Raw genomic sequence first — 22,981 nt, forward strand, 5'->3', positions numbered from 1 at the left:
GAGACATCAGGGCCTGTAGCTCAGTTGGCAGAGCATCGGACTTTTAATCCGCGGGTCGAGGGTTCGAGCCCCTCCGGGCCCACTCTCTCCCTCTCGGAGCACTACGCCGTCGGACCGGACGCGACGCTCTCCGCCGCCGTCGCGCGCTTGCGCCGCCAGAGGTGCGTTCATCCCCCCGCTCTGCGCCCACGACGCACCCGCTCGACGGTCTCGGCGGCTGCGACACCGGCGAGAAGGATCGCGGCCGCGATCGACAATCCGAGCGCGTCGAGGACAGGCAAGAGAAGGGCCATCCCCGCAAGCACGGCCAGACCGACGAGGCCGAACAGCTGAGCTCTCGGCCACCGCCGTTCGAGGGTGCGCCGGAACAGCACGGTGCCCGCGAGGAAGAGGAGGGGCCCGCCGACGATGACGATGGTCGCGGCGGCACTTCGCTGGTCGGGATGCGAAAGCATTTCCTTGTCGCCCACACTCAGCAACACGATCCCGCCGATGATCGGAAGGTGCACCCAGGTGTACGCCGTGCGAGCGAGTCGGCCTGGTTCGTCTGACGCCTCGATCGCCTCAGCGCCGACGCGCTCGCCGTGATCGAAGTAGATCCACCACGCCGCCGCGGCGGCGACGAACGCGGTCACCAGCGACGCCACCGATGACGCGGACGACTCCTTCTCGACGAAGGCGAGGCCGGTGACGAGCAATCCCTCGCCGACCGCGATGAGCACGAAGAGCGCCGTGCGTTCGGCGATGTGGGGGCCGGACAGATCCCACGACTGCAGCCGCACTTTTCCTCGACCCGGTATCGGGTACCCCAGGATCGTGCCGAGCAGTTCGAGAGCGAGCGCCGCGGTCCACAACGGCAGCTGCCCGGCAGGGGGCAGCACGGCACCGACGATCCAGAGGGCGCCGCCGACGACGGTCCATCCGAGGATCAGAGCGAAATCGTGCGCCACCCGCCGGTCGTGACGAACGGTCGCCCACACGATGAACCCCGTGCGCCCGATCTGCAGGACGACGTACGCCACGGCGAACGCCCACGCTCGATCACCGAAGGCCTCCGCGATCGAGACGCTCATCACGAGCGCGACGAACCCCAGAGCGACGACCACTCCGCGCACGGGAAGCTTCACGGGGTCGAGCCAATTGGTCACCCAGGTGGTCGACACCCACGCCCACCACAGCGCGCACACCATGATGACGCCCTCGAACGCGCCGAGCGGAGTCTGGTTCTCGAAGAGGTAGGCGGACAACTGCGTCAGCGCGAGAACGAACATCAAGTCGAAGAACAGCTCGACGTACGTCACCCGGTCCGCGCGCGAGGAGTCCGTGGGGCGCAACACGTCGCGGGCCATCCCGAATGCCATGCCTCATCCTGGCACCGACGCGTCGGGTCACGACGGCGAACCGCTCACCGACCCGAGCCGGCCGTCAGCCGATCAGCTCGACCCCGAACTCCGCCACCACGGCGCGCATCTCGGCGAGGTAGCGCTGCGCCTGCTCGGTGAGGGGGATGGCCGTGCGACCGATCCAGCCGATCTCGATGCGCTCGTCGACCTCGAGGGGCACGGCGACGATCTCGGGGTCGAGGTCGTCGCTGATGATGCCGGTCGAGATCGTGTAGCCGTCGAGGCCGATCATGAGGTTGAAGATCGTGGCGCGGTCCGAGACGCGGATCTCCTGGCGGCTCGACAGGGTCGAGAGGATCTCCTCGGCGAAGTAGAACGAGTTGTTCGCGCCCTGGTCGAAGGTCAGGCGCGGCAGGTCGGCGAGGTCGTCGAGACTCGCGCGCTCGCGACCGGCGAGAGGATTCCGCCGCGAGACGAAGATGTGCGGTTCGGCGCGGAAGAGCGGATGGAAGGCGAGTCCCGAGTCCCGCAGCAGCTTGTCGAGCACGTTGCGGTTGAAGTCGTTGCGGAAGAGCACGCCGATCTCACTGCGCAGGGTGCGCACGTCTTCGATGATGTCGAAGGTGCGGGTCTCGCGCAGGGAGAACTCGTACTCCGCGGCATCCGTCGCCTTCACCATCCGCACGAACGCGTCGACGACGAACGAGTAGTGCTGCGCCGAGACGCCGAGCAGGCGACGCGAAGGCGGGCGCCCCAGGTAGCGCTGCTCGAGCAGCTCGGCCTGCTCGACGACCTGGCGGGCGTAGCCGAGGAACTCCACACCGTCGACGGTCAGCGTGACCCCGCGCGCGGAGCGGGTGAGCAGGTCGCGACCGACGCGCGTCTCGAGGTCGCGCATCGCCGCCGACATCGTGGGTTGCGCGACGAACAGCAGGTCGGCCGCCGCGCTGATCGAGCCCTCGGCCGCGACCTCGATGAAGTACTGCAGCTGCTGCAGGGTGATGCCGCTCGATCGCCTAGCCATAGTCGAAGGCTATACCTCTGCATAGTTCAACGGAATTACCCGATGACTCCGGTCGAAGCGCACGATGAAAACACGATCACCGCACGGCCCACCCGGCCCTTCTCGATTGGCTTGCCATGGCGAACGACATCACGTTCCGCATCTCCACCACCCGCTTCGACGAGGACTACGCGCCGTCGAGCAGCTCGCGGATCACCACCAACTTCGCCAACCTCGCCCGGGGCGAGCACCGCCAGCAGAACCTGCGCAACGCCCTCGCGATGATCGACCGCCGCGTGAACGACCTCGTCGGCGGCGGCGCGGATACGTACAGCGTCGAGCTCGACATCGTCTCGGCCCACCTGCAGTTCGACGACGACGCCGGCGCCGACCGCGAGTTCCCGCTGCTGGAGGTGCTCGACATCCACGTCGTCGACACCACCACCGGCGAGCGCCACCAGGGCATCGTCGGCAACAACTTCTCGTCGTACCTGCGCGACTACGACTTCAGTGTGCTGCTGCCGGCGGCCAACGCGGACGGCGGACCCTTCACTCTGCCCGAGGACTTCGGCATCCTGCACGGGAAGCTCTTCCAGCACTTCCTGGGCTCCACCGCCTACCGCGAGCGCTACGCGCAGTCGCCCGTCGTGTGCATCAGCGTCTCGACGAGCCGCACCTACCGCCGCACCGGCGTCGAGCACCCCGTGCTCGGCTTCGAGTACGAGCAGGACAGCTTCAGCCTCACCGACGAGTACTTCGGCAAGATGGGCCTGCAGGTGCGCTACTTCATGCCGCACGGCAGCGTCGCTCCCCTGGCGTTCTACTTCGAGGGCGACCTGCTCGCCGACTACACCGACCTACAGCTGGCCGGCACGATCGCCACGATGGAGACGTTCCAGAAGATCTACCGCCCCGAGATCTACAACGCCCACTTCCCGGCCGGCGAGGTCTTCCGTCCGACCCTCGAGCACGGCGACTTCACGCGCACCGATATCGCCTACGACCGCGAGGAGCGCAGCCGCCTCGGCATCACCCAGGGCCGCTACACCGAGGAGCACTTCGTGACGCCGCACCGCGCGGTGCTCGACGCCTGGCTCGTCGCCGACGCCCTCCCGACCCGATGACTTCCCCGGAGACCCCCACCGTGAACGCGCTCATCCCCACCGCCCTCGTCGGCAGCCTCCCCAAGCCCTCGTGGCTCGCCCGCCCCGAGGTGCTCTGGTCGCCCTGGGAGCTCGAGGGCGACACCCTCGCCGAGGGCCAGCACGACGCCCTGCGCGCCGCCGTCCAGGAGCAGGAGCGCCGCGGCATCGACATCGTCAGCGACGGTGAGCAGACGCGTCAGCACTTCGTCACGACCTTCATCGAGCACCTCGAGGGCGTCGACTTCGAGAACCGAGAGACGGTGCGCATCCGCGACCGCTACGACGCGAGCGTTCCCACCGTCGTCGGCGCGGTCGGCCGTCGCCAGCCGGTGTTCGTCGCGGATGCCGCTTTCCTGCGGCAGCAGACGGATCGCCCGATCAAGTGGGCCCTTCCCGGCCCGATGACCATGATCGACACCCTCGCCGATCGCCACTACCGCAGCCGAGAGAAGCTCGCCTGGGAGTTCGCGACCATCCTCAACCAGGAGGCCAAGGAGCTCGAGGCGGTGGGCGTCGACATCATCCAGTTCGACGAGCCCGCGTTCAACGTCTTCTTCGACGAGACGAAGGATTGGGGCATCGCCGCCCTCGAGCGCGCGGTCGAGGGCCTGCGCGCCGAGACGGCCGTGCACATCTGCTACGGCTACGGCATCAAGGCCAACACCGATTGGAAGGCCACGCTCGGCGCGGAGTGGCGCCAGTACGAGCAGTCGTTCCCGCTGCTGCAGAGCTCGAGTATCGACATCGTGTCGCTCGAGAGCCACAATTCGCACGTGCCGATCGATGTGATCGAGCTCATCCGCGGCAAGAAGGTCATGCTCGGCGCCGTCGACGTGGCCGACCACGACATCGAGACGCCCGACGAGGTCGCCGACACCCTGCGGCGCGCCCTGGAGTTCGTCGACGCCGACATGCTGATCGCGAGCTCGAACTGCGGCATGGCCCCCCTGCCGCGCCAGGTCGCGTTCGACAAGATGAGCGCGCTCTCCGCCGGCGCCCGCATCCTGCGCGACGAACTGGCGCGCGTCCCGGCCTGACGCGCGAGCGGGGTCATCCGTGGCAGAGTCGGTCCATGCCCATCGCTGCCGATGACCCCCGCCTGACCTCCGCCCTCTCCGCGTCGACCGCACGGTACGACGACGTCCCGTTCGCGCGGGCGGGTGCCAGCGGCATCCGTCTGCCCCGTATCTCTCTCGGTCTGTGGCAGAACTTCGGCAGCGGCCGCACGCTCGACTCGCAGCGCGAGATCCTCCTGCACGCGTTCGACCGCGGGGTCGTGCACGTCGACCTCGCCAACAACTACGGCCCGCCCTACGGCGCCGCCGAGTCGACGTTCGGCACCGTTCTCGACAGCCACCTGCGCCCCTACCGCGACGAGCTGTTCCTCTCGACGAAGGCCGGCTACGACATGTGGCCCGGCCCCTACGGCGACGGCGGATCCCGCAAGTACCTGATGCGCTCCCTCGAGCAGAGCCTCACCCGCATGCGCACCGACTACGTCGACGTGTTCTACTCGCACCGCGTCGACCCCGAGACGCCCATCGAAGAGACGGTCACCGCCCTCGCCGACATCGTGCGCAGCGGCAAGGCGCTCTACGTCGGCATCTCGAACTACCCCGCCGACCTCACCCGCCGCGCGTACGAGCTGCTCGCCGCCGAGGGCGTGCGCCTGTTCGTGCACCAGCCGCGGTACTCGCTGTTCGACCGCACGCCCGAGGCCGACCTGTTCCCGACGCTGCGCGACCTCGGCGTCGGCAGCGCGGTGTTCTCGCCGCTGGCTCAGGGTCTGCTGACGGCCAAGTACCTCGACGGCACCGTTCCGGCCGACTCGCGCGCCGCCGACAGCCGCTTCCTCGACGGCAGCGCCCTCACCGACGACTACCTCGAGCGCATCCGCGGCATCGAGGGCGTCGCCCGCGAGGCGGGACTGTCGATCCCGCAACTGGCGGTGGCGTGGGTACTGCGCGACCCCGTGGTCACCACCGCGATCATCGGCGCCTCGCGTCCGAGCCAGGTCGACGACGCGGTGCACGCGAGCAAGGCCACGCTCTCCGACGACGTGATCGCCGCCCTGGAGCCGTTCGCCGCCCCCGTGGGCGCCGCCGTCCGCTGAGCGCAGGCATATCGCCCGCGGTGACGCAAGCGGCACGGCATCCGCTGCTCGATCGTGTGGGGTGGACACCTCACGACGCGAGCAGAGGAGTCACCATGGGAGTCGGACGTTGGATCGGGACCGGAGCGGTCGCCCTCGCGGGCGCCGTCATCGCCCGCACGGCCATCGGGCGCACCGCCGCCGCGGGGACCGTCGCCTACCGGGTCTGGAAGGACCCGAAGGTGCAGAAGATCCGCCGCAAGGTGATCGCGAAGATGAGCAAACAGCGCGGCGTCCGCACGAACACGCGCTGAGTTCTCCCGGCGTTCACGCGACCCTCGTACCCTCCGGGTGAGGAGGTCGACGGATGCCGAAGAACGTGCGGTCCCGCATCGCCGTCGTCGCTGCTGCGGCGGCGGCGATCGCCGTTCTCGGCGGGGGCGTGCTGATGTTCGGCCTCATGGCCGATGAGACGCGCTTCCCCCGCTCCGACCCCGCCTTCGACGCGTTGAGCGCGCAGGTCGGCTCGATTCCCGGGGTGACGGACGTGCAGAGCGAACGCTGGGTCGAGGCGCCGTTGTTCGTCCAGCCGCACGCGTCCCTCTCGGTGACCGTCTCCGATGACGACCTCGACGAAGTCTGGCGCCTGGCGTGCGCGTCGGAGTATTCGGATGCCGTGTCGTGGGGTTTCGACGTGGTCACCGTCGCCGACACGCGCGTCTCCTTCGCGGGCGAGGCCGACGACGGGTGTCCCGACGTCGGGTTCGATCCCGCCCCGGTCGTGACCGAGATCGGCCGACTCGCGCCCGGGGAGACCGTGCAGGCTGCGATCTGGGACGGTGCGCGCCTGGGGATCTCGACGATCGACGGCCGCGAGATGGCGGACCGCCTTCTCCCCCTCGTCGCCGGCGCCGACGCGCTGCGGACGGCCGCGGGCGTCGGCCCCGGCACTCCCGTGGAGGTGAGCGGCCCGCAGCTGGGCGTCGTCGTCGGCCCCGGCGAGGCGCAGCGCTATCACGACCTGCTCGCCCGGCTCATCGACACCTATGGAGCCACGGCGCTCTTCCTCGGCGGCGGGGGAACCCCCATCGACGGGGCCGAGAAGGTGCAGCTCACCGCCCCCGCCGAACACCACGCGGCGATCGAACGCGAGATCGCCGCCTCGGGTCTCCCGATCGCCGACCTGCCGGTGGCGTTCCTCTCCTGATCGGGCGACCGGTCGATCCGATCAGCGGCGCGCGGTCTCCTCGCCGAGCGGAAGCGGCGAGAGCGGCTTCGTCTCGGCGAAGGCGAACGTGGTGTCGATCGAGGCCAGCGACGGGATCGCGCGCAGGTGCTCCCGCAGCAGGCGCTCGTACTCCGCGAAGCTCGGCGTGACGATCCGCACGAGGTAGTCCCAGTCACCCGCCAGCAGGTGCGCCTCGACGATGTGCGGGATCGCGCGCAGGCGCTGCTCCACGGCATCCACCGTCGCCCCCTCGTGCGTCGCCAGGCGTAGTCGCACGAACGCGGTGATGCTCAGCCCGACGACCTTTGGGGCGACGACGGCGCGATAGCCCTCGATGACCCCCTGCTGTTCGAGGTGGCGCACGCGCCGCAGGCACGGCGAGGGCGAGAGGCCGACACGATCGGCCAGCTCCTGGTTCGTGAGACGGCCGTTCTGCTGCAACTCGTGCAGGATCCGCTTGTCGATGCCATCGAGAGCCGTCATACGGCAGATTCTGCCAAGATCAACGATTCACGGGCAACTTTCGCAATCGCCTGCCACCGGCGAATCCCTACGCTCAGCGGGTGACCACGTTCGCCCTGCCGCGCCGCCCCGCGCTCGCTCGCTCCACCGTGATCGGCCTCGCGGCCGTGGCCGCGGTCGTCGCGCTCTGGTCGTCGTTCGCCCTGTCGGCGCGGGCCCTCGAGGGAGCCGGACTGACGATGGCGGATGCCGCGATCGTGCGTTTCGCAGTGCCCGCGCTCGTGCTGTCGCCCTGGATCTCCCGCACCTTTCGCGCGCTCCGCCGGGAGCGGGCGCTCATCGTCGCGCTGGTCCTGCTCGCCGGACTCCCCCACTACCTGCTGTTCGCGTGGGGCGCCCACCTCACCTCCGCCGCGCTGACCGGCCTGCTGGTGCCCGGGACGGTGCCCCTCTTCGTCACGCTCCTGCTCTTCGCGCGCAGCCGGCGCGGCATCCCCCGCCGTCGAGCCCTCGCCCTCGCCGCCATCGTCGCGGGCGTCGCCGCCAGCGCGGTCTTCACCGGCGGATCGGCCGGCCCCGGCGGCATCGCCGTGCTGCTGGCCGCGGGGTTCGTGTGGGCGGCGTACACGGTGGGCCTCGCTCGCACGCGCCTCGACCCCGTCGGGGTGATCGTCGTCGTCTCGCTCGCTTCACTCCTCGGTGCCGCGGTGCTCGCCGCAACCGGCGCCCTGCCGTCGCACCTGTTCTCGGGCTCCATCGACCTGGGAGCCCTCGGCGGCTACGCCCTCGTGCAGGGCATCGGGACCGGCCTGCTGTCGACCGCCTGCTACGTCGTGGCGGTGAAGAACCTCGGCAGCAGCATCCCCGCGGCGGCCGGCGCGCTCAGCCCCGTGCTCACCGCGGTCGTGGCGGCCCCCCTGCTCGGCGAGCCGGTCACGGCCGGACTGGCCCTCGCCCTGGCCCTCATCGCGTCGGGCGTCGCCCTCTTCGCACTCACCCCCACGGCATCCGTTTCCCCTTCCGCTCCGAATGAGGTGTGAGGCCTCGTCACGCGTGCGCGACGGCCGGAGATGAGGGATGCCATGACCACCGACACCACGGCGAAGACCGACCGGAAGACGTCGGTGCGCCGCCCCCACGCCTGGATCTGGGCCGCACTCGCCGGAATCGTATCGGCGGCAGCACTGCTGGCGGTCGCCGAGGCCCTTGCGGCACTGGTCGCCCGCTCGGCGAGCCCGATCCTCGCGGTCGGCTCGTTCATCGTCGACATCGTCCCGCGCCCCCTGAAGGAGCTCGCGATCACCCTGTTCGGCGAGAGCGACAAGATCGCCCTGCTCGCCGGCGTCGGACTCGGTGCCGCCGTCGCGGCCGCCGTCGCCGGTGTCCTCGAATACCGCTTCCGCTTCGTCGGGGTCGTGCTGCTCGGCATCGGCGGAATCCTCGCCACCGCCGCCATCGTCACGCGCACCGGCGCCGGCGCCCTCAGCTGGCTCCCCCCGGTCGCCGGCACCATCGCCGGCGTCCTCGTGCTGATGCTGGCCATGGTCCGCCTGCGTCGCTGGGTGGCGGCCGCCACCGCGCAGAACGTCGAGGCCACGGGCACCGACCGCCGCCACTTCCTGCTCTTCACCGGCCTCACCGCCGTCGGCGCCGTCGTCGTCGGAGTGGGCGCACGTGTGCTGAACGCGGCGACCTCGTCGGTCGCCGCCGCTCGCGACGCCCTGCGTCTGCCGGCCGCGCGGTCGACCGTCACCGTCCCCGCGGACGCCAACTGGGAGATCGACGGCCTCAGCCCGATCATCACCCCCAACGCCGACTTCTACCGCGTCGACACGGCGCTGAGCGTTCCCAACGTCGACCCCACCACGTGGCGCCTGTCGATCGAGGGAATGGTCGACAACCCCATCGAGCTCAGCTTCGACGACCTCGTCAACATGGGCCTCGACGAGTACGGCGTGACCCTCACCTGCGTGTCGAACGAGGTCGGCGGAGACCTCGTCGGCAACGCGATCTGGACGGGGCTGCCGATCCGCGACGTGCTGCGGATGGCGGGTGTGCAGGCGGATGCCGACATGGTGCTCTCCGAGAGCGTGGACGGCTTCACGGCATCCACTCCCCTCTCCTCGCTCACCGACGACAACCTCGACGCGATCTTCGCGGTGGCCATGAACGGCGAACCGCTGCCCTTCGAGCACGGGTTCCCCGTGCGCATGGTCGTTCCGGGTCTGTACGGCTACGTCTCGGCGACGAAGTGGGTCACCAAGCTCACCGTGACCCGCTTCGACAAGGACGAGGCGTACTGGACCCCTCGCGGGTACGCCGCGCAGGCGCCGATCAAGATGTCGTCGCGCGTGGACACCCCCAAGATCGGCACGCCGATCGCCGCCGGACCCGTGGTCGTGGCCGGAATGGCCTGGGCCCAGCCGATCGGCGTCGAAAAGGTTGAGGTCAGCATCGACAACGGCGAGTGGCAGCAGACGCAGCTCTCGACGCCCATCAACGCCCAATCGTGGGTGCAGTGGAAGTTCGACTGGACCGCCGAGGCCGGCACGCACTACATCGCGGTCCGGGCCACCGACGCGCAGGGCAACGTGCAGATCCAGGACCAGGCGCCCATCGCCCCCGACGGCTCGAGCGGCTGGCAGCGCACCCTCGTCACCGTCTCGTGACACGGGAGCGGACCGGTTCGGCGAATGTCAATCGCTGTCGGTCCGCCCCACCGGGGGGCCATGATCGAGGCATGGCTTCAGCGAGTATCCCGACCCGCGCCCGTGCCGTCCGATGAGCAGCGTGCCCGAAGAACCCCCGACTCCGCCCGTCGCGCCCGGGGTCGACCCGGCGCACCCGTTGACGAGCATCCGGCGCTCGATCCCTCAGGACTGGGACGAGCAGGTCGACCTCTTCGCGATCGTCAAGCTCGACAGCGGCGGGTTCGTCCGCGGCTGGAACCTCGGCGCGGAGCGCATCAAGGGCTACAGCGAAGACGAGATCCTCGGATCGCACTTCTCGCGCTTCTACCGTGAAGAAGACCGCCGACGCGGGGTTCCCGACTCACTGCTGGCCGCCGCGCAGCGCGACGGTCACGTCGAAGACACCGGCTGGCGCCTGCGCAGCGACGGCTCGGAGTTCTGGGCCCGCGTCACGATCTCGGCGATCCGCAACGACCAGGGCCAGGTGCTCGGGTTCGTCAAGATCGTGCGCGACCTGACGGGCGAGAAGCAGGCCGCCGACGAGCGGGTCGCCCTGCAGCGCACCTTCGCGCACGACCTGCTCTCCCCCGTGACGGCGCTGCGCGGCTACCTCGACCTGATCGGCGAGGAGATCGGCGACGACAATCGCCTGCTGCAGCGGGCCGGCGAGGCGAGCGACCACATGGTCGCGATGGCCGAGGCGCTCATGGCCAACGTCAACCCGGAGTCGACGCGCGGTCGCCACCGCGCCACCATGGATCTCGTCGCCCGGGGCGCCGTCGCGCTGGTTCTCCCGGGCGCCGCGTCCGAGCGCGTCGTCTATGCGCAGATGGACCCCGTTCCGGTCTGCGGAGACGTCCTGGGTCTGCGCCGCGCCATCGCGAACGTGCTCGAGAATGCGGCCAAGTACTCCGACGACGAGATCGAGATCTCGGTGTTCGAGACCGACGAGGGTGCCGCCGTGCGCGTGCGCGACACCGGCCGCGGCATCCACCCCGACGATCTCTCGGTGATCACGAACGACGGCGAACGCGGCCGCTACGCCGCGAAGGGCGACGGCGGTCAGGGTATCGGGCTCGCCAGCGTGCAACGCGTGGCCAATGCCAACGGCGGTCGACTGCGCCTCGTCAGCGCACCCGGCGAGGGCACCACGGTGACCCTCTCGATCCCCCGCACCGACGACGACGACCCGACCGGGTGCGTGTAGCCGAGCTCACTCCGCCGAGTGGGTCAGCCGCGCACCGGCTGCCTCGAGCTCGGCGAGAGCGGTGGCGCTGGAGTCGGCGTGCACCCCCGCGATCAGGTCGGTGAACACCCGCACCCCCCGACCGGCCGCCAGCGCGTCGAGGGTCGAGGCCCGCACGCAGTAGTCCGTCGCGATCCCCACCAGATCGATGTCGCGGATGCCGTGGGCCTCGAGGATCTGCGCGGCGGTCTCGCCCTCGTCGGACACTCCCTCGAAAAGCGAGTAGGCGGGCTTGCCCTGCCCCTTCTTGAGGTGGTGCGTGACCCGCGAGGTGTCGAAGAACTCGTCGTAGTCGGCGCCAGGGGTGCCACCGACGCAGTGCACGGGCCACGAGTCGACGAGGTCGGGGGTCGACGAGAAGTGCCCGCCGTTGTCGTCATCGCCGTGATGCCAGTCGCGGGAGGCGACGATCACGGCGTACTCCCCCGCGTGACGCTCGAGGAAGCGCGAGATGCGCTCGGCGACCGCATCCCCTCCCTCGACGCCCAAAGCGCCGTGCTCGGTGAAGTCGTTCTGGACGTCGACGATGAACAAGGCCCGGGTCATGCCTCGAGCCTAGGCGCGTCGGCATCCGCCCGCTCCTGCCGGCCGAGCTTCGAGGGCCACCAGATGCGTCGACCGAGGTCGTACGCGAGGGCGGGCACGAGCAACGAGCGCACCACGAAGGTGTCGAGCAGCACACCGAAGGCGACGATGAAGGCGATCTGCGCGAGGAAGAGGATCGGGATGACGCCGAGCGCCGCGAACGTGGCGGCCAGCACGAGTCCCGCCGAGGTGATGACGCCGCCGGTGGCGACCAGGCCGCGCAGGATGCCCGCGCGGGTGCCGTACGCGAGCGACTCCTCCCGCACGCGCGACATCAGGAAGATGTTGTAATCCACCCCGAGCGCGACGAGGAAGACGAAGCCGTACAGGGGGACGGCGGGGTCGGCGCCCGGGAAGCCGAAGAGGCCATCGAAGACCAGCGCACTGACGCCGAGGGCGGCGCCGAACGACACCACCACGGTTCCCATCAGCAGCAGCGGAGCCACGATCGAGCGCAGCAGCGCCATCAGGATGAGCAGGATCACCACGAGGACGATCGGGATGATCAGCGAACGGTCGCGGATGGACGTGTCGATGGAGTCGATGTCGGTGGCCGTGACGCCGCCGACCAGGGCGGTGCCCTCACCGAGCCGGTCGGTGAGATCGACGCGCAGCTGCCGCACCGCCTCGTCGGCGGCGGGTGAATCCGCGGTGTCCGAGAGCGTCGCCGCGAGCAGTACGTCGCCGTTCGAGACGGTGGGCGCGGGGGCGGGCGTGCCGGGAGGCCCGAACGCCGTGGTCTGCAGGGCGCCGTCGACGACGCTCACCGGCGACTGGCCGCCGGGCGCGTCGCCGCTGAGCACGGCCACCGCGTCGACGCCTGTCGCTCCATCGAGCACCTCGACGGCCTGAGCCGCCTGCACTTCGGGGACCAGCACGTACGCGGGGCTCCCCGACCCACCCGGGAAGTGCTCGGCGAGCGCGGCCTGACCGTCGCGCGCCTCGGACGCCCCCAGCACCAGGTCGCTCGCGGGCACGCCGTCGGCGCGCAGCTGCGTCACCCCGACGCACGCGGCCAGGAGCACGAGCGTGCACACGATCCAGACGGGGCGGGCCCGACGCGCGACGAAACGCGCCTGCCGCGGCCACAGGCCCTTGGCGGGCTGCGTGAGGTCGTCGGGCAGGGCGGTGCTGCCCGGCTTGGGCAAGAAGGGCCAGAACGCCGCACGCCCCACCAGGGCGAGCAGGGCCGGAAGGAAGGTCAGCGCCGACAGCACCGCGAAGGCGATGCCGATCGAGGCGATCGGACCGAGGGCCCGGTTCGTCGCGAGATCCGACAGGAGCAGGCAGAGCAGGCCCGCGATGACCGTGCCACCCGAGGCCAGGATGGGCTCGAACGCACCGCGCCAGGCACGGGTCGTGGCATCCCACCTCTTGCGGCCTTCCCCGATTGCCTCGCGGAAGCGGGCCGTGTACAGGAGCGCGTAGTCGGTCGCGGCACCGATCACGAGGATGAACAGGATGCCCTGCACCTGGCCGTTGAGCACCACGATGCCCGCGAAGGCGAGCCACCAGACGGTCAACAGCGCCACGCACAGCGCGAACACCGAGGTCAGCAGCACAAGCACCGGCAGCAGCGGCGAGCGGTAGACGATCACGAGGATGACGAAGACCGCGATCAACGCGACACCGAGCAGCAGTCCGTCGATGCCGAGGAAGCCCTTGGCGAGATCGGCGGTGAAGCCGGCGGGACCCGTGACCCACACGTCGATGCCCGCGGGCACCTCGGCGGACACCTTCTCGCGCACCTGCTCAACGACGTCGCGCACCTCGCCCGAGCTGTCGATGGGCACGAAGATCTGCGCGGCCTGCCCGTCGTCCGAGACCACGGGTGGCGACGCCTCCCCGCTGACGCCGTCGAGACCCGCGATGTCGGTGGCGAGCGTCTGCAGGTCGGTCACCTGCTCATCGGTCAGGGCACTGCCGTCGGCGGACGAGGCAACGACGATGGCCGGAATCGTGTCACTGCCCACGAAATCGGTCAGGCGCTCGCTGACCCGGGTGGCATCCGCCGACTGGGGCAGGAACGACGACTGGTCGTTGGTGGCGACCTGGTCGACCTTGCCGAAGAACGGTCCACCGATCGAGCCGCCCACGACCCAGAGGAGCACGAGAAGGCTCGGGATGCCGATGCGCAGCCAGCGCGACACCGTCGGTCGATCGTCGAGGCGGCGTGAACGGCGGCGGGCGGGCGCGGGAGCGTCGGGCATATTGCTAGCTTATCTAGCGATATGGTCCGTTCGTCAAGTCCGACCTTCGCAGGCTGCGCGGGAGCCGGGCATGGATCACCCGCGCGCGAACAACAGCACGATCGAGATCACGAACGCGATGGTGCCGAGCGAGAGCACCCCGGCGGCCAGCAACGAGACGAACCGTACGAGCGGCGACGACTTCGTCAAACGCATGCGGTGCGCACTCCCCCGGCGATAGAAGATGTCGGTCATGTCCGCGGCGCCGACCTTCGCGTCGTCGTGCGCGGACAGCGGCGCCTCGTTGACCCCGCCGTCGTCGTCGAACCACCGCACGACGCGCCCACCCTCGACGTGCTCCACCACGGCGCGTGCGGGCATCCACGTGCCGTCGGCGAGGAAGAGGAACACCGCCGCGAAGGCGAGGAGCAGACCTCCGCCGAGGCCCACCCACGTGAAGATCTCGATGACGGCATCGAGGGCGTTCGACACGGGGGCTCCTGCGGGGTAGCGGGCGGAAAGACGCCGTCGCGCGAGCGCGGAACGAGGCGCCCCTCAGCCTATCGGGCGCCGTCACCGGCCCCCGGCTCGTCGCGCGGGATACAAAAAGGCCCCCACCCGGTGGAAGCGGGTGAGGGCCTTCGGAGCCGCCTAAGGGAATCGAACCCTTGACCTATTCATTACGAGTGAATCGCTCTGCCGTCTGAGCTAAGGCGGCACGTGCGCGCTGTCGCGTGCACGATCATCGATCTTACATGCTCCAGCGGGCCTCGCGGTACGCGGGTCAGTAGTCCCCGGTCGCCGAGCGGTCCGCGAGGATGTCGCGGCTCGACGACAGACCGAGGCGCGTGGCCCCCGCCGCGATCATCTCTTCGGCGGCGGCGCGGGTGCGCACGCCGCCGGAGGCCTTGACCTCGGCGCGATCGCCGACGGTGCGCTTCATGAGCTCGACCGCGTGGACGCTGGCGCCGCCGGCCGGGTGGAAGCCGGTGGAGGTCTTGACGAAGTCGGCACCGGCGGCGACCGCCGCCTCGCACACGGCGACGATGGCCTCGTCGCTGAGCGCTGCGGACTCGATGATGACCTTCAGCACGGTGGGCGCGGGAGCAGCCGTGCGCACGGCGCGGATCTCGGCCTCGACCACGTCGTACGAGCCCGCGATGGCCGCACCCACGTCGATGACCATGTCGATCTCGTCAGCGCCCTGCGCGACCGAGAGGGCGGCCTCGGCGGCCTTGACTTCGGCGTGGTGCTTGCCGCTCGGGAAGCCGCAGACGACGGCGAGCTTGAGCCCTGCGGGCAGGTCGACGGGCAGGAACGACGGCGAGATGCACACGCTGTAGGTTCCGAGCTCGGCACCCTCGGCGATGAGGCGCTCGACGTCGGCGCGGGTGGCCTCGGGCTTGAGCAGCGTGTGGTCGATGTAGCTCGCCAGGTCGGCGATGGGCGCGGTCATAGGGGTCTCCTCGAGATGTGACATGACAAGCCTAGGCGGGTGGGGGTCGCGACGCTGTGCCGCTACTCGCAGCGGAGTCCCACCGCGGGGACGGTGCCGTCGACGAGGTAGTCGTCGACGGCCGAGTTCACGCAGTCGTTGCCCTTGTTGTAGGCGAGGTGTCCCTCGCCCACGTAGGTGACGAGAACGCCCTGCGAGAGCTGCTCCGCGAGCGCCTGCGCCTCGGTGTAGGGCGTGGCCGGGTCACCGGTGGTACCCAGCACCACGATGGGCGGGGAGCCCGGCGCCGTGATCTTCTCGCGGACGCCGGTCGGCGGCGCGGGCCAGGCGGCGCACGCGTCGGGCCCGATCCAGTACGGAGCGACGACGGGAGCCTTCTGTTCGAGCTCGGCCAGCAGCTGCGGGTCGTCTTCGTCGCCTTCGTCGGGATAGTCGACGCAGTTGTAGGCGCGCAGCGCCTGCATCGTGTTGTCCTGGTACGTGCCGTCGACGCGTCCGTTGTAGAAGTCGGCGAGCTGGAAGGCCACCGTGGCGTCGCCGTTCTGCACGTCGGCGAGCGCCTGCCGCAGGTAGGGCCAGTTCTGATCGCTGTACAGCGCCGCCACGATCGAAGTTACGAGCGTGTCGGCCCCGAGCTGTCGCCCGTCGCCGGCGGTGAGCGGGCGCGCATCGACGCGGGACAGCAGGGACGACAGGTCGTTCATCGCGTCGTCGACCGAGCCGGTGAACGGGCACTCCGACGAGGTGAGGCAATCGGCCATGAAGGCGCGGAGGGCGTTCTCGAACCCGACCGCCTGGGCGATTCCGCTCGCGCTGGACGGAAGGCTCGGGTCGATCCCGCCGTCGAGCACCATGCGTCCGACCCGCTCAGGGAACAGGCCCGCGTACGTGGTACCGAGGAACGAGCCGTACGAGAACCCGAGGTAGTTGAGCTTCTCGTCGCCGAGCACCGCGCGCAGCAGGTCCATGTCGCGCGCGGCGTTCGCAGTCGAGACGTACGGCAGGATGCCGTCGCTGTTGTCGGCGCACGCCTGGGCGAAGTCGGCCTGACGCTTCTCGAGCGCGGCGTTGCGCTCGTCGCTCCCCCGCTCACCGGGCGGGATGTCGTACAGGAAGGCGTCCATGCCGGCCGCGTCGTAGCAGGTGACGGGCGCGGACTGCCCGACTCCGCGCGGGTCGAACCCGATGACGTCGTAGTCGCGCGTCAGCGTCTCGTCCGCCACGAGCGAGAGGGAGTCGCGCACGGTGTCGACGCCGCTCACGCCCGGGCCACCCGGGTTCGTCAAGAGCGACCCGAGAGGTTGACCCGACGTCGCGCGGTGGCGGATGACGGCCAGCTGCAGCTCGCCCGCCGAGGGGTCGGCGTAGTCGCGTGGCGCCGTGACGTTCGTGCAGTCGAAGCCGGCGGATCCGCAGGGCTGCCAATCGAGCGTCTGACCGTAGTACGGCAGCAGCGAGGAGTCGATGCCCTCGGTCTGAGGCGTGGGCGACGGACCGTCGACGGGGGCCGTGGGCGGGATCTGCGCGTAGAGGCACCCGCTCAGAACGAGGGCGAGGCCGGCGAGACCCGCCGCGGCAGCGGTGATGCGCCTGCGCAGGCTCACGGGGTCGATCCGTTGGCGACGGTGATCATGAGACTCTCCAACGCCAGCACCGGGGCGGCGTTCTGCTCGAGGTTGCGGCGAGTGACCGAGATGCGGTCGAGCACGCCGAGGGTGCGGGCGGGCGACCACTCGCTCGCGAGGGCGCGGAGCGCGTCGATGCGCTCGCTGTTGACGAGGTCGCCCTCGCGGCCGTACTGGATCATCACCACGTCGCGGAACAACGACTGCAGGTCGGTGAGCACGCGGTCGATCCCGTCGCGCAGGCTGCGCGTGGCGCGACGCTTCTGATCGTCTTCAAGCGCGTTGACCTGCCCGCGCACCGAGGGCGGCACGGCGACCCCCTCGGCCACTCCGAGCATGCGCAGCAGAGAGCGACGCTCTTCTTCGTCGCGGGTCGCGGTGAGCGCCTTGGCGTCGTCGGTCGCCAGTCGCACGATGCGGCTCGCCACGTCGACGGCGTCGCCGATTCCCCGCACCGCGAGCACCGCGGCGAGCGTCTCGGCCCGCCGGGCGCGGGCGTCGTCGTCGGTGGCCAGGCGCTGCGCCATGCCGATGTGGCGTTGCGCGTGCCGGGCGGACTCCTCTGCGACCTCGGGGGTCACTCCGGTGCGTTCGACGATGAGCGCCGCGACGTCGGCGACGCTGGGCTCGGCCAGTCGCAGCACGCGGACGCGCGAGCGGATGGTCGGCAGCAGGTCGGCGTCGCTGGGTGCGCACAGCACCCAGACGGTCTTCTCGGGCGGCTCTTCGAGCGCCTTCAACAGCACGTTCGAGGTGCGCTCCGACATGCGGTCGGCGTCTTCGACGACGATCACGCGGTGTCGCCCGAGCGAGGGGGCGAACGAGGCGCGCTCGACGAGACGGCGGGCCTCGTCGATGCGGATCACGACCTGCTCGGTGCGCAGCGCGGTGAGGTCGGGATGGGTGCGCGCGAGCACCTGCCGCTGGGCCTGCTCGTCGCCGGGGTCGGCGATCAGCGCGGCGGCGAAGGCGTAGGCGAGGGTCGAGCGACCCGACCCGGGCGGACCGGTGATGAGCCACGCGTGGGCGAGGGCGGAGGGGTCGGATGCCGCGGTGCGCAAGCTCGCGACCGCTTCGTCTTGCCCCCACACGGCGTCCCACGGGAAGGGCGCCGGACCGGCGGTCCGGGACGACGGCTCGATCACGACGGACATGGGCCCAGCCTATCCGGGGGGTCGGACACCGCCGTCGGTGCGCGGCTGTGCATCCCCTGGTGACCCGCGGTCAGCCCACAGTCGTCGGCCGACGGCCTCGCGTACGCGCGCCGCCAGCTCGTCGGCCGGGCGAGCGGCGTCGAGCACCAGGAAGCGCTCCGGCTCGTCTGCGGCGAGCGCGAGGAACCCCGCTCGCACGCGGGCGTGGAACTCGCTCTTCTCGGCCTCGAGGCGGTCGAACGGCTTGTCGTCGGCGTCGAGGCGCGCTCGCGCCGCCGCGGGATCGAGGTCGAGCAGCACGGTCAGGTCGGGCAGCAGCCCTTCGGCCGCCCACAGCGACAGCGCGCGGACGTCGTCGGCGTCGAGCACCCGCCCCGCGCCCTGGTAGGCGACGGAGGAGTCGAGGTAGCGGTCTTGGATGACCACGTCGCCCCTCGCGATCGCGGGCCGCACGAGGGTCTCGACGTGGTGCGCGCGGTCGGCGGCGTAGAGCAGGGCTTCGGCGCGGGAAGCGACGTGACCGCGGTGATGCAGCACGATGTCGCGGATGCGGACGCCCACCTCGGTCCCCCCGGGCTCGCGCGTGCGCACGACCTGTCGGCCCTGGTCGGTGAGCCACTCCTCGAGCAGCGACGCCTGCGTGGTCTTGCCCGCGCCGTCGCCGCCCTCGAACGTCACGAACAGGCCGGGCCCACCGGCCGCCGCGGCCCGAGGGACCTGCAGCGGCCGGGTGGTGTCGCCGGTCACGACTTCTTCGCCGGCGCCTTGCGCGTGGTCGTCGCCGTGGCGGCGGTCGTCTTCGCCGCCGTCGTCTTGGCCGCGGTGGTCTTCGCCACCGTGGTCTTCGCCGCCGTGGTCTTCGCCGCCGTGGTCTTCGCCGCCGTCGTCTTGGTCGCCGTGGTCTTCTTCGCGGCGGTCGTCTTCGCGGCCGTGGTCTTCGCGGCCGTGGTCTTCGCGGCCGTGGTCTTGGCCGCGGCGGTCTTGGCGGCCGGCGCCTTGCGTGCCGCAGTCGCCCGCTTCGGCGCCGGTCCCTTCGCGCGCTTGTCGGCGATCAGCTCGACGGCGCGCTCGAAGGTGATCTCCATCGCGTTCTCGCCACGCGGCACCGTGGCGTTGGTCTCGCCGTCGGTGACGTACGGACCGAAGCGACCGTCCTTCAGCTTGAGCGGCTTGCCGCTGACCGGGTCGGCGTCGAACTCCTTCAAGGCGCTCGAGGCGCGGCGAGCGCCGTACTTGGGCTCGGCGTACTTGGCCAGCGCCTCCTCGAGGGTGATGTCGAAGATCTGCTTCTCGTCGTCGAGCGACCGAGAATCGGTGCCCTTCTTCAGATACGGACCGAACCGACCGTTCTGCGCGGTGATCTCCTCGCCCGACGTCGGGTCGGCGCCCACGACGCGCGGCAGCGAGAGCAACTGCAGGGCGGTGTCCAGCTCGATCGTGTCGACCGACATCGAGCGGAACAGCGAGGCAGTGCGGGGCTTGGGGGCCGCGTCCTTCTTCGTCGCGCGCTTCTTCGGCTGCTCGACGACCTCACCCGTGGCCTGGTCGACCTCCTCGGGCTCCTCGGCGTCGACCTCTTGCACGTAGGGACCGAAGCGGCCGTCCTTGACGACGACGAGCTTGCCGTTCTCGGGGTTCTCGCCCAGCACGCGGTCGCCCGCGACCGGAGCGTCGATGAGCTCCTGCGCCTTCTGGGGCGTGAGCTCGTCGGGAGCGAGGTCTTCGGGGATGTTGACGATGCGCGGCTTGGCGTCGGCGTCGGCCGTCGGGTCGGTGACCTCGAGGTAAGGACCGTACTTGCCGAAGCGCAGGGTCGCGGTGTCGGTGATGCGCGTGGAGTTGAGCTCGCGCGCGTCGATCTCGCCGAGGTTGTCGACGATGTGACGCAGGCCCACCTGCTTGTCGGAGCCGAAGTAGAACGACTTCAGCCACTCGGTGCGGCGCTGCTCGCCGCGGGCGATGGCGTCGAGGTCGTCTTCGAGGGCAGCGGTGAAGTCGTAGTCGACGAGGTCGGCGAAGTGCTCTTCGAGCAGTCGCACGACGCTGAACGCGAGCCAGCTCGGCACGAGCGCCTGACCCCGCTTGGTGACGTATCCGCGGTCGAGGATGACGCCGATGATGCTGGCGAAGGTCGACGGGCGTCCGATCCCCTTCTCTTCGAGGGCCTTCACCAGGCTCGCCTCGGTGTAGCGCGGCTTCGGCGAGGTGCTGTGCCCCTTGGGCTCCACGTCGCTGACGACGAGCTCGTCGCCGACGGCCACCGCGGGCAGCGACTGGTCGGCGTCGTCGTCGTTGCGCTTCTCGTCGGCGCCTTCCTCGTAGGCCTCGAGGAAGCCCTTGAAGGTGTAGACGGTGCCGGATGCCGTGAACTCGGCCGTCTGCGCGCCGGCCTGCACCGTGAGCGTGACGGTCGTCGTCTCGTACTTGGCATCCGCCATCTGGCTGGCGACGGTGCGCTTCCAGATGAGGTCGTAGAGCTTCTGCTCGTCGCGGTCGAGCGACGAAGCGAGCGACGCCGGCGTGCGGAAGGTCTCACCCGAGGGACGGATCGCCTCGTGCGCCTCCTGCGCGTTCTTCGACTTGCTCTTGTACATGCGGGGGTTGGCGGGAACGGCCTTGTCACCGTAGAGCGCCACGGCCTGCGCACGGGCGGCCGAGATGGCCTGGCCCGACAGCGCGACCGAGTCGGTACGCATATAGGTGATGAAGCCCTTCTCGTAGAGCCGCTGCGCGACGCCCATGGCGTGCTTGGCGCTCATCGAGAGCTTGCGACCGGCCTCCTGCTGCATCGTGGAGGTGGTGAACGGGGCGCGCGGGCTGCGGGTGCCGGGCTTCGCCTCGACCTTGGCGACCGTCGCGCGACCGGCGGCGGTGATCGCCTCGGCCAGGGACCGGGCCTGCTCTTCACCGAGCACGACGACGGCCTTCTTCAGCTGTCCGTTGTCGTCGTAGTCGCCACCGCGGGCGATGGGAGCGCCGTCGAGACGATTCAGGCGCGTGCGGAACGACGACCCCGCCTGCGAGGCGAGCGCTTCGACGTCCCAGTACGACGCCGACACGAACGCCATGCGCTCGCGCTCGCGCTCGACGACCATGCGGGTGGCGGCGGACTGCACGCGGCCGGCGCTGAGGGCGGTGCCCTCGCGACCCGAGCCGACCTTGCGCCAAAGGACCGGCGAGACGTCCCAGCCGTAGAGGCGGTCGAGGACGCGGCGGGTCTCCTGCGCGTCGACGAGCGAGACGTCGAGCTCACGCGTGTGTTCGGCCGCTTCTTTGATGGCGTCCTTGGTGATCTCGTGGAAGATCATGCGACGCACGGGAACCTTGGGCTTGAGGACCTCGAGCAGGTGCCACGCGATGGCTTCGCCTTCGCGGTCACCATCAGTGGCGAGCAGGACTTCGTCGGCCGTCTTGAGCGCGCGCTTCAGCTCGGCGACGGTCTTCGTCTTGCGATCGTTGACCACGTAGAAGGGGTCGAAGTCGTTCTCGACGTCGATGGAGTACTTGCCGTACGCCGCCTTCTTGTCAACCGGGATCTCCTTCTTCGACGCGAGGTCGCGGATGTGACCGACCGAGCTGAGCACCTCGTAGTCGTCGCCGAGGTATCCCTGGATCGACTTCATCTTCGTCGGGGACTCGACGATGACGAGCTTCTTTCCGTTTGCCACTGGGGTCCTTTCTTCGATGCACACCATACACACGCCTCCCTGTTCGGGTTCCGGGAGGTCTCACGGGCTCACCGGCTTGGGGGTCCGGCTCGCGAGCGCGCATCGAGGGAGATTCCACCGTACGCCCCGCCGACGGTGACGGTGGCGACGAGGCCCGCGACATCGCACTCTCGCAGGGTCGCTCCGCCGGCCGCGGCGATGCGTCCCGCTTCGTCGCACGGGGAGCCCGTCACCGCTCCGCTCGCCGCGTCCGCCGCGGCGAGCGCGGCCGCATCGGCCGTCCCCGCGAGGCGCGACGCGGCGATCGCGGCCCCGCCGACGCAGCCGAGGCCGACGGCCAGCGCCGCCACGACGGCGACCACCCCCACCGTCGCCGTCGCGCCGGCCATCAGTGCCCGCCGTCCAGGGCGCACGCCCGGGCGGCGACGGGAGGGAGAGGAAGGTGCAGCGGCACGGGGGCTGAAGCCTCGACGCATACCAGGTCGTCCGAACGCTGCACCGTGGCCGTGGCCCCGATCTCGGCGACCCGCGCGAGCCCGCTCTCGTCGCCGCGGCCGAGGAGCCGTGCCGCCTCGGTGGCGGCGTGCTGCACGCGGATGGTCGCCGCCGCCGTGCTCAGCGCACCGACCGCCAGGGCGAGCACGACCAGGACGGCGGGCAGGGCGACGGCGAACTCGGCCGTGACCGACCCCCGTTCACCGAGCCGTCGGCCGGGCTCACCTCTCGACGCGCCCGCCACCGCGATGCGAGTACACCCGCTGCGCGACCAGGGCATCGTCATTGCACCGTCAGGGCGCGGCGCACCAGGTCGGTGAGGATGCCGCGCACCTCGTCGCTGCGCATGATGACGACGAGCAATCCCGCGAAGGCGACGGCGGCCATCGTGGCGACCGCGTACTCGGCCGTCGCCGCCCCCCGTTCGTCGAGGAAGAGCGCACCCGCCCGCGCCGACGTGAGGGAGGGAAACGGGAGCAAGGAAGAACCCGAGTCGCGATGAGGGAAGAGAGGCATGTCGTTCTCCAGGGGTAGAGGTGGGGAGGGGATGACTCCGCGGGCCGACGGCGAGCGGAGGGCGCGGTCGCGCCGGATCGCGGG

Annotated in this window: 22 protein-coding genes and 2 tRNA genes; 9 read left to right on the top strand and 15 right to left on the bottom strand. The window is 70.4% G+C overall.

Annotated features, from left to right (window positions below):
• Positions 1-9: 9 nt before the first annotated feature.
• Positions 10-82, top strand: a tRNA-Lys gene (locus RWH43_RS12920).
• 85 nt (positions 83-167) lie between these two features.
• Here the strand turns inward: RWH43_RS12920 and RWH43_RS12925 are convergent.
• Both RWH43_RS12925 and RWH43_RS12930 read right to left on the bottom strand, forming a co-directional pair.
• Positions 168-1,361: a low temperature requirement protein A gene (locus RWH43_RS12925; protein ID WP_316001689.1), complete on the bottom strand. Its 1,194-nt coding sequence runs from the start codon at positions 1,359-1,361 to the stop codon at positions 168-170.
• A gap of 64 nt (positions 1,362-1,425) precedes the next feature.
• Positions 1,426-2,367 (bottom strand): LysR family transcriptional regulator, encoded by a 942-nt coding sequence (locus RWH43_RS12930; RefSeq protein WP_251508897.1) that lies wholly within the window; start codon positions 2,365-2,367, stop codon positions 1,426-1,428.
• A 116-nt stretch (positions 2,368-2,483) separates the two neighbouring features.
• Here RWH43_RS12930 and RWH43_RS12935 point away from each other — a divergent pair, with 116 nt between their 5' ends.
• From RWH43_RS12935 to RWH43_RS12955, 5 genes are all read left to right on the top strand, one after another.
• Positions 2,484-3,470, top strand: coding sequence for a putative oxygenase MesX (locus tag RWH43_RS12935; protein ID WP_316001690.1), 987 nt, complete (start codon positions 2,484-2,486; stop codon positions 3,468-3,470).
• Between the two features lie 20 nt (positions 3,471-3,490).
• Positions 3,491-4,528 (top strand): methionine synthase, encoded by a 1,038-nt coding sequence (locus RWH43_RS12940; protein WP_316001691.1) that lies wholly within the window; start codon positions 3,491-3,493, stop codon positions 4,526-4,528.
• A 35-nt stretch (positions 4,529-4,563) separates the two neighbouring features.
• Positions 4,564-5,604, top strand: coding sequence for an aldo/keto reductase (locus RWH43_RS12945; RefSeq protein ID WP_316001692.1), 1,041 nt, complete (start codon positions 4,564-4,566; stop codon positions 5,602-5,604).
• A 95-nt stretch (positions 5,605-5,699) separates the two neighbouring features.
• Complete coding sequence (locus tag RWH43_RS12950) at positions 5,700-5,897, top strand: hypothetical protein (RefSeq protein WP_316001693.1); 198 nt, start codon at positions 5,700-5,702, stop codon at positions 5,895-5,897.
• A gap of 53 nt (positions 5,898-5,950) precedes the next feature.
• Positions 5,951-6,790, top strand: a complete 840-nt coding sequence (locus RWH43_RS12955; protein ID WP_230705174.1) for a hypothetical protein — start codon at positions 5,951-5,953, stop codon at positions 6,788-6,790.
• A 21-nt stretch (positions 6,791-6,811) separates the two neighbouring features.
• Here RWH43_RS12955 and RWH43_RS12960 read toward each other — a convergent pair whose 3' ends face one another.
• Complete coding sequence (locus RWH43_RS12960; protein WP_230705173.1) at positions 6,812-7,294, bottom strand: Lrp/AsnC family transcriptional regulator; 483 nt, start codon at positions 7,292-7,294, stop codon at positions 6,812-6,814.
• Positions 7,295-7,374: 80 nt separating this feature from the next.
• Between RWH43_RS12960 and RWH43_RS12965 the strand changes: the two genes are divergently transcribed.
• The 3 genes from RWH43_RS12965 to RWH43_RS12975 all read left to right on the top strand — a co-directional run bounded on the left by RWH43_RS12965 (position 7,375) and on the right by RWH43_RS12975 (position 11,170).
• Positions 7,375-8,313: an EamA family transporter gene (locus tag RWH43_RS12965; protein ID WP_316001694.1), complete on the top strand. Its 939-nt coding sequence runs from the start codon at positions 7,375-7,377 to the stop codon at positions 8,311-8,313.
• 42 nt (positions 8,314-8,355) lie between these two features.
• A complete protein-coding gene (locus RWH43_RS12970; RefSeq protein ID WP_316001695.1) occupies positions 8,356-9,942 on the top strand; it encodes a molybdopterin-dependent oxidoreductase in 1,587 nt (528 codons plus the stop codon).
• A gap of 121 nt (positions 9,943-10,063) precedes the next feature.
• Entirely contained in the window at positions 10,064-11,170 is a 1,107-nt protein-coding gene (locus tag RWH43_RS12975) for a PAS domain-containing sensor histidine kinase (RefSeq protein WP_316001696.1), read from the top strand.
• Between the two features lie 6 nt (positions 11,171-11,176).
• Here the strand turns inward: RWH43_RS12975 and RWH43_RS12980 are convergent, their stop codons facing one another.
• From RWH43_RS12980 to RWH43_RS13035, 12 genes are all read right to left on the bottom strand, one after another.
• Complete coding sequence (locus tag RWH43_RS12980; protein ID WP_316001697.1) at positions 11,177-11,755, bottom strand: isochorismatase family protein; 579 nt, start codon at positions 11,753-11,755, stop codon at positions 11,177-11,179.
• Positions 11,752-14,004 carry an MMPL family transporter gene (locus tag RWH43_RS12985; protein WP_316001698.1) on the bottom strand — a complete coding sequence of 751 codons (2,253 nt, stop codon included), beginning with the start codon at positions 14,002-14,004 and terminating at the stop codon, positions 11,752-11,754. Before RWH43_RS12985 ends, RWH43_RS12980 begins: the two co-directional genes overlap by 4 nt.
• Before the next feature lie 75 nt (positions 14,005-14,079).
• A complete protein-coding gene (locus RWH43_RS12990) occupies positions 14,080-14,475 on the bottom strand; it encodes a hypothetical protein (RefSeq protein ID WP_144833042.1) in 396 nt (131 codons plus the stop codon).
• Between the two features lie 153 nt (positions 14,476-14,628).
• Positions 14,629-14,701: transfer RNA gene (locus RWH43_RS12995), tRNA-Thr, on the bottom strand.
• 66 nt (positions 14,702-14,767) lie between these two features.
• On the bottom strand, positions 14,768-15,463 hold the full coding sequence (gene deoC / locus RWH43_RS13000; RefSeq protein WP_186325503.1) for a deoxyribose-phosphate aldolase: 696 nt from the start codon (positions 15,461-15,463) through the stop codon (positions 14,768-14,770).
• A 38-nt stretch (positions 15,464-15,501) separates the two neighbouring features.
• Complete coding sequence (locus tag RWH43_RS13005; protein ID WP_262346276.1) at positions 15,502-17,043, bottom strand: alpha/beta hydrolase; 1,542 nt, start codon at positions 17,041-17,043, stop codon at positions 15,502-15,504.
• A complete protein-coding gene (locus tag RWH43_RS13010; protein WP_187358471.1) occupies positions 17,040-18,218 on the bottom strand; it encodes a DNA polymerase III subunit delta' in 1,179 nt (392 codons plus the stop codon). Before RWH43_RS13010 ends, RWH43_RS13005 begins: the two co-directional genes overlap by 4 nt.
• Before the next feature lie 9 nt (positions 18,219-18,227).
• Entirely contained in the window at positions 18,228-18,965 is a 738-nt protein-coding gene (gene tmk / locus RWH43_RS13015; protein ID WP_316001699.1) for a dTMP kinase, read from the bottom strand.
• Positions 18,962-21,886 carry a type I DNA topoisomerase gene (topA, locus tag RWH43_RS13020; protein ID WP_316001700.1) on the bottom strand — a complete coding sequence of 975 codons (2,925 nt, stop codon included), beginning with the start codon at positions 21,884-21,886 and terminating at the stop codon, positions 18,962-18,964. The genes tmk and topA overlap by 4 nt, the downstream gene beginning before the upstream one ends.
• A gap of 68 nt (positions 21,887-21,954) precedes the next feature.
• The gene (locus RWH43_RS13025; RefSeq protein WP_316001701.1) at positions 21,955-22,275 is read right to left on the bottom strand and encodes an Rv3654c family TadE-like protein; all 321 of its coding nucleotides are present in this window, start codon (positions 22,273-22,275) and stop codon (positions 21,955-21,957) included.
• Positions 22,275-22,667: a TadE family type IV pilus minor pilin gene (locus RWH43_RS13030; RefSeq protein WP_260979732.1), complete on the bottom strand. Its 393-nt coding sequence runs from the start codon at positions 22,665-22,667 to the stop codon at positions 22,275-22,277. Before RWH43_RS13030 ends, RWH43_RS13025 begins: the two co-directional genes overlap by 1 nt.
• Entirely contained in the window at positions 22,664-22,861 is a 198-nt protein-coding gene (locus RWH43_RS13035) for a DUF4244 domain-containing protein (protein WP_230705165.1), read from the bottom strand. Before RWH43_RS13035 ends, RWH43_RS13030 begins: the two co-directional genes overlap by 4 nt.
• Between the last annotated feature and the right edge of the window lie 120 nt (positions 22,862-22,981).

Origin of the sequence: Microbacterium algihabitans (assembly GCF_032464975.1) — a bacterium.
GTDB lineage: Bacteria > Actinomycetota > Actinomycetes > Actinomycetales > Microbacteriaceae > Microbacterium > Microbacterium algihabitans.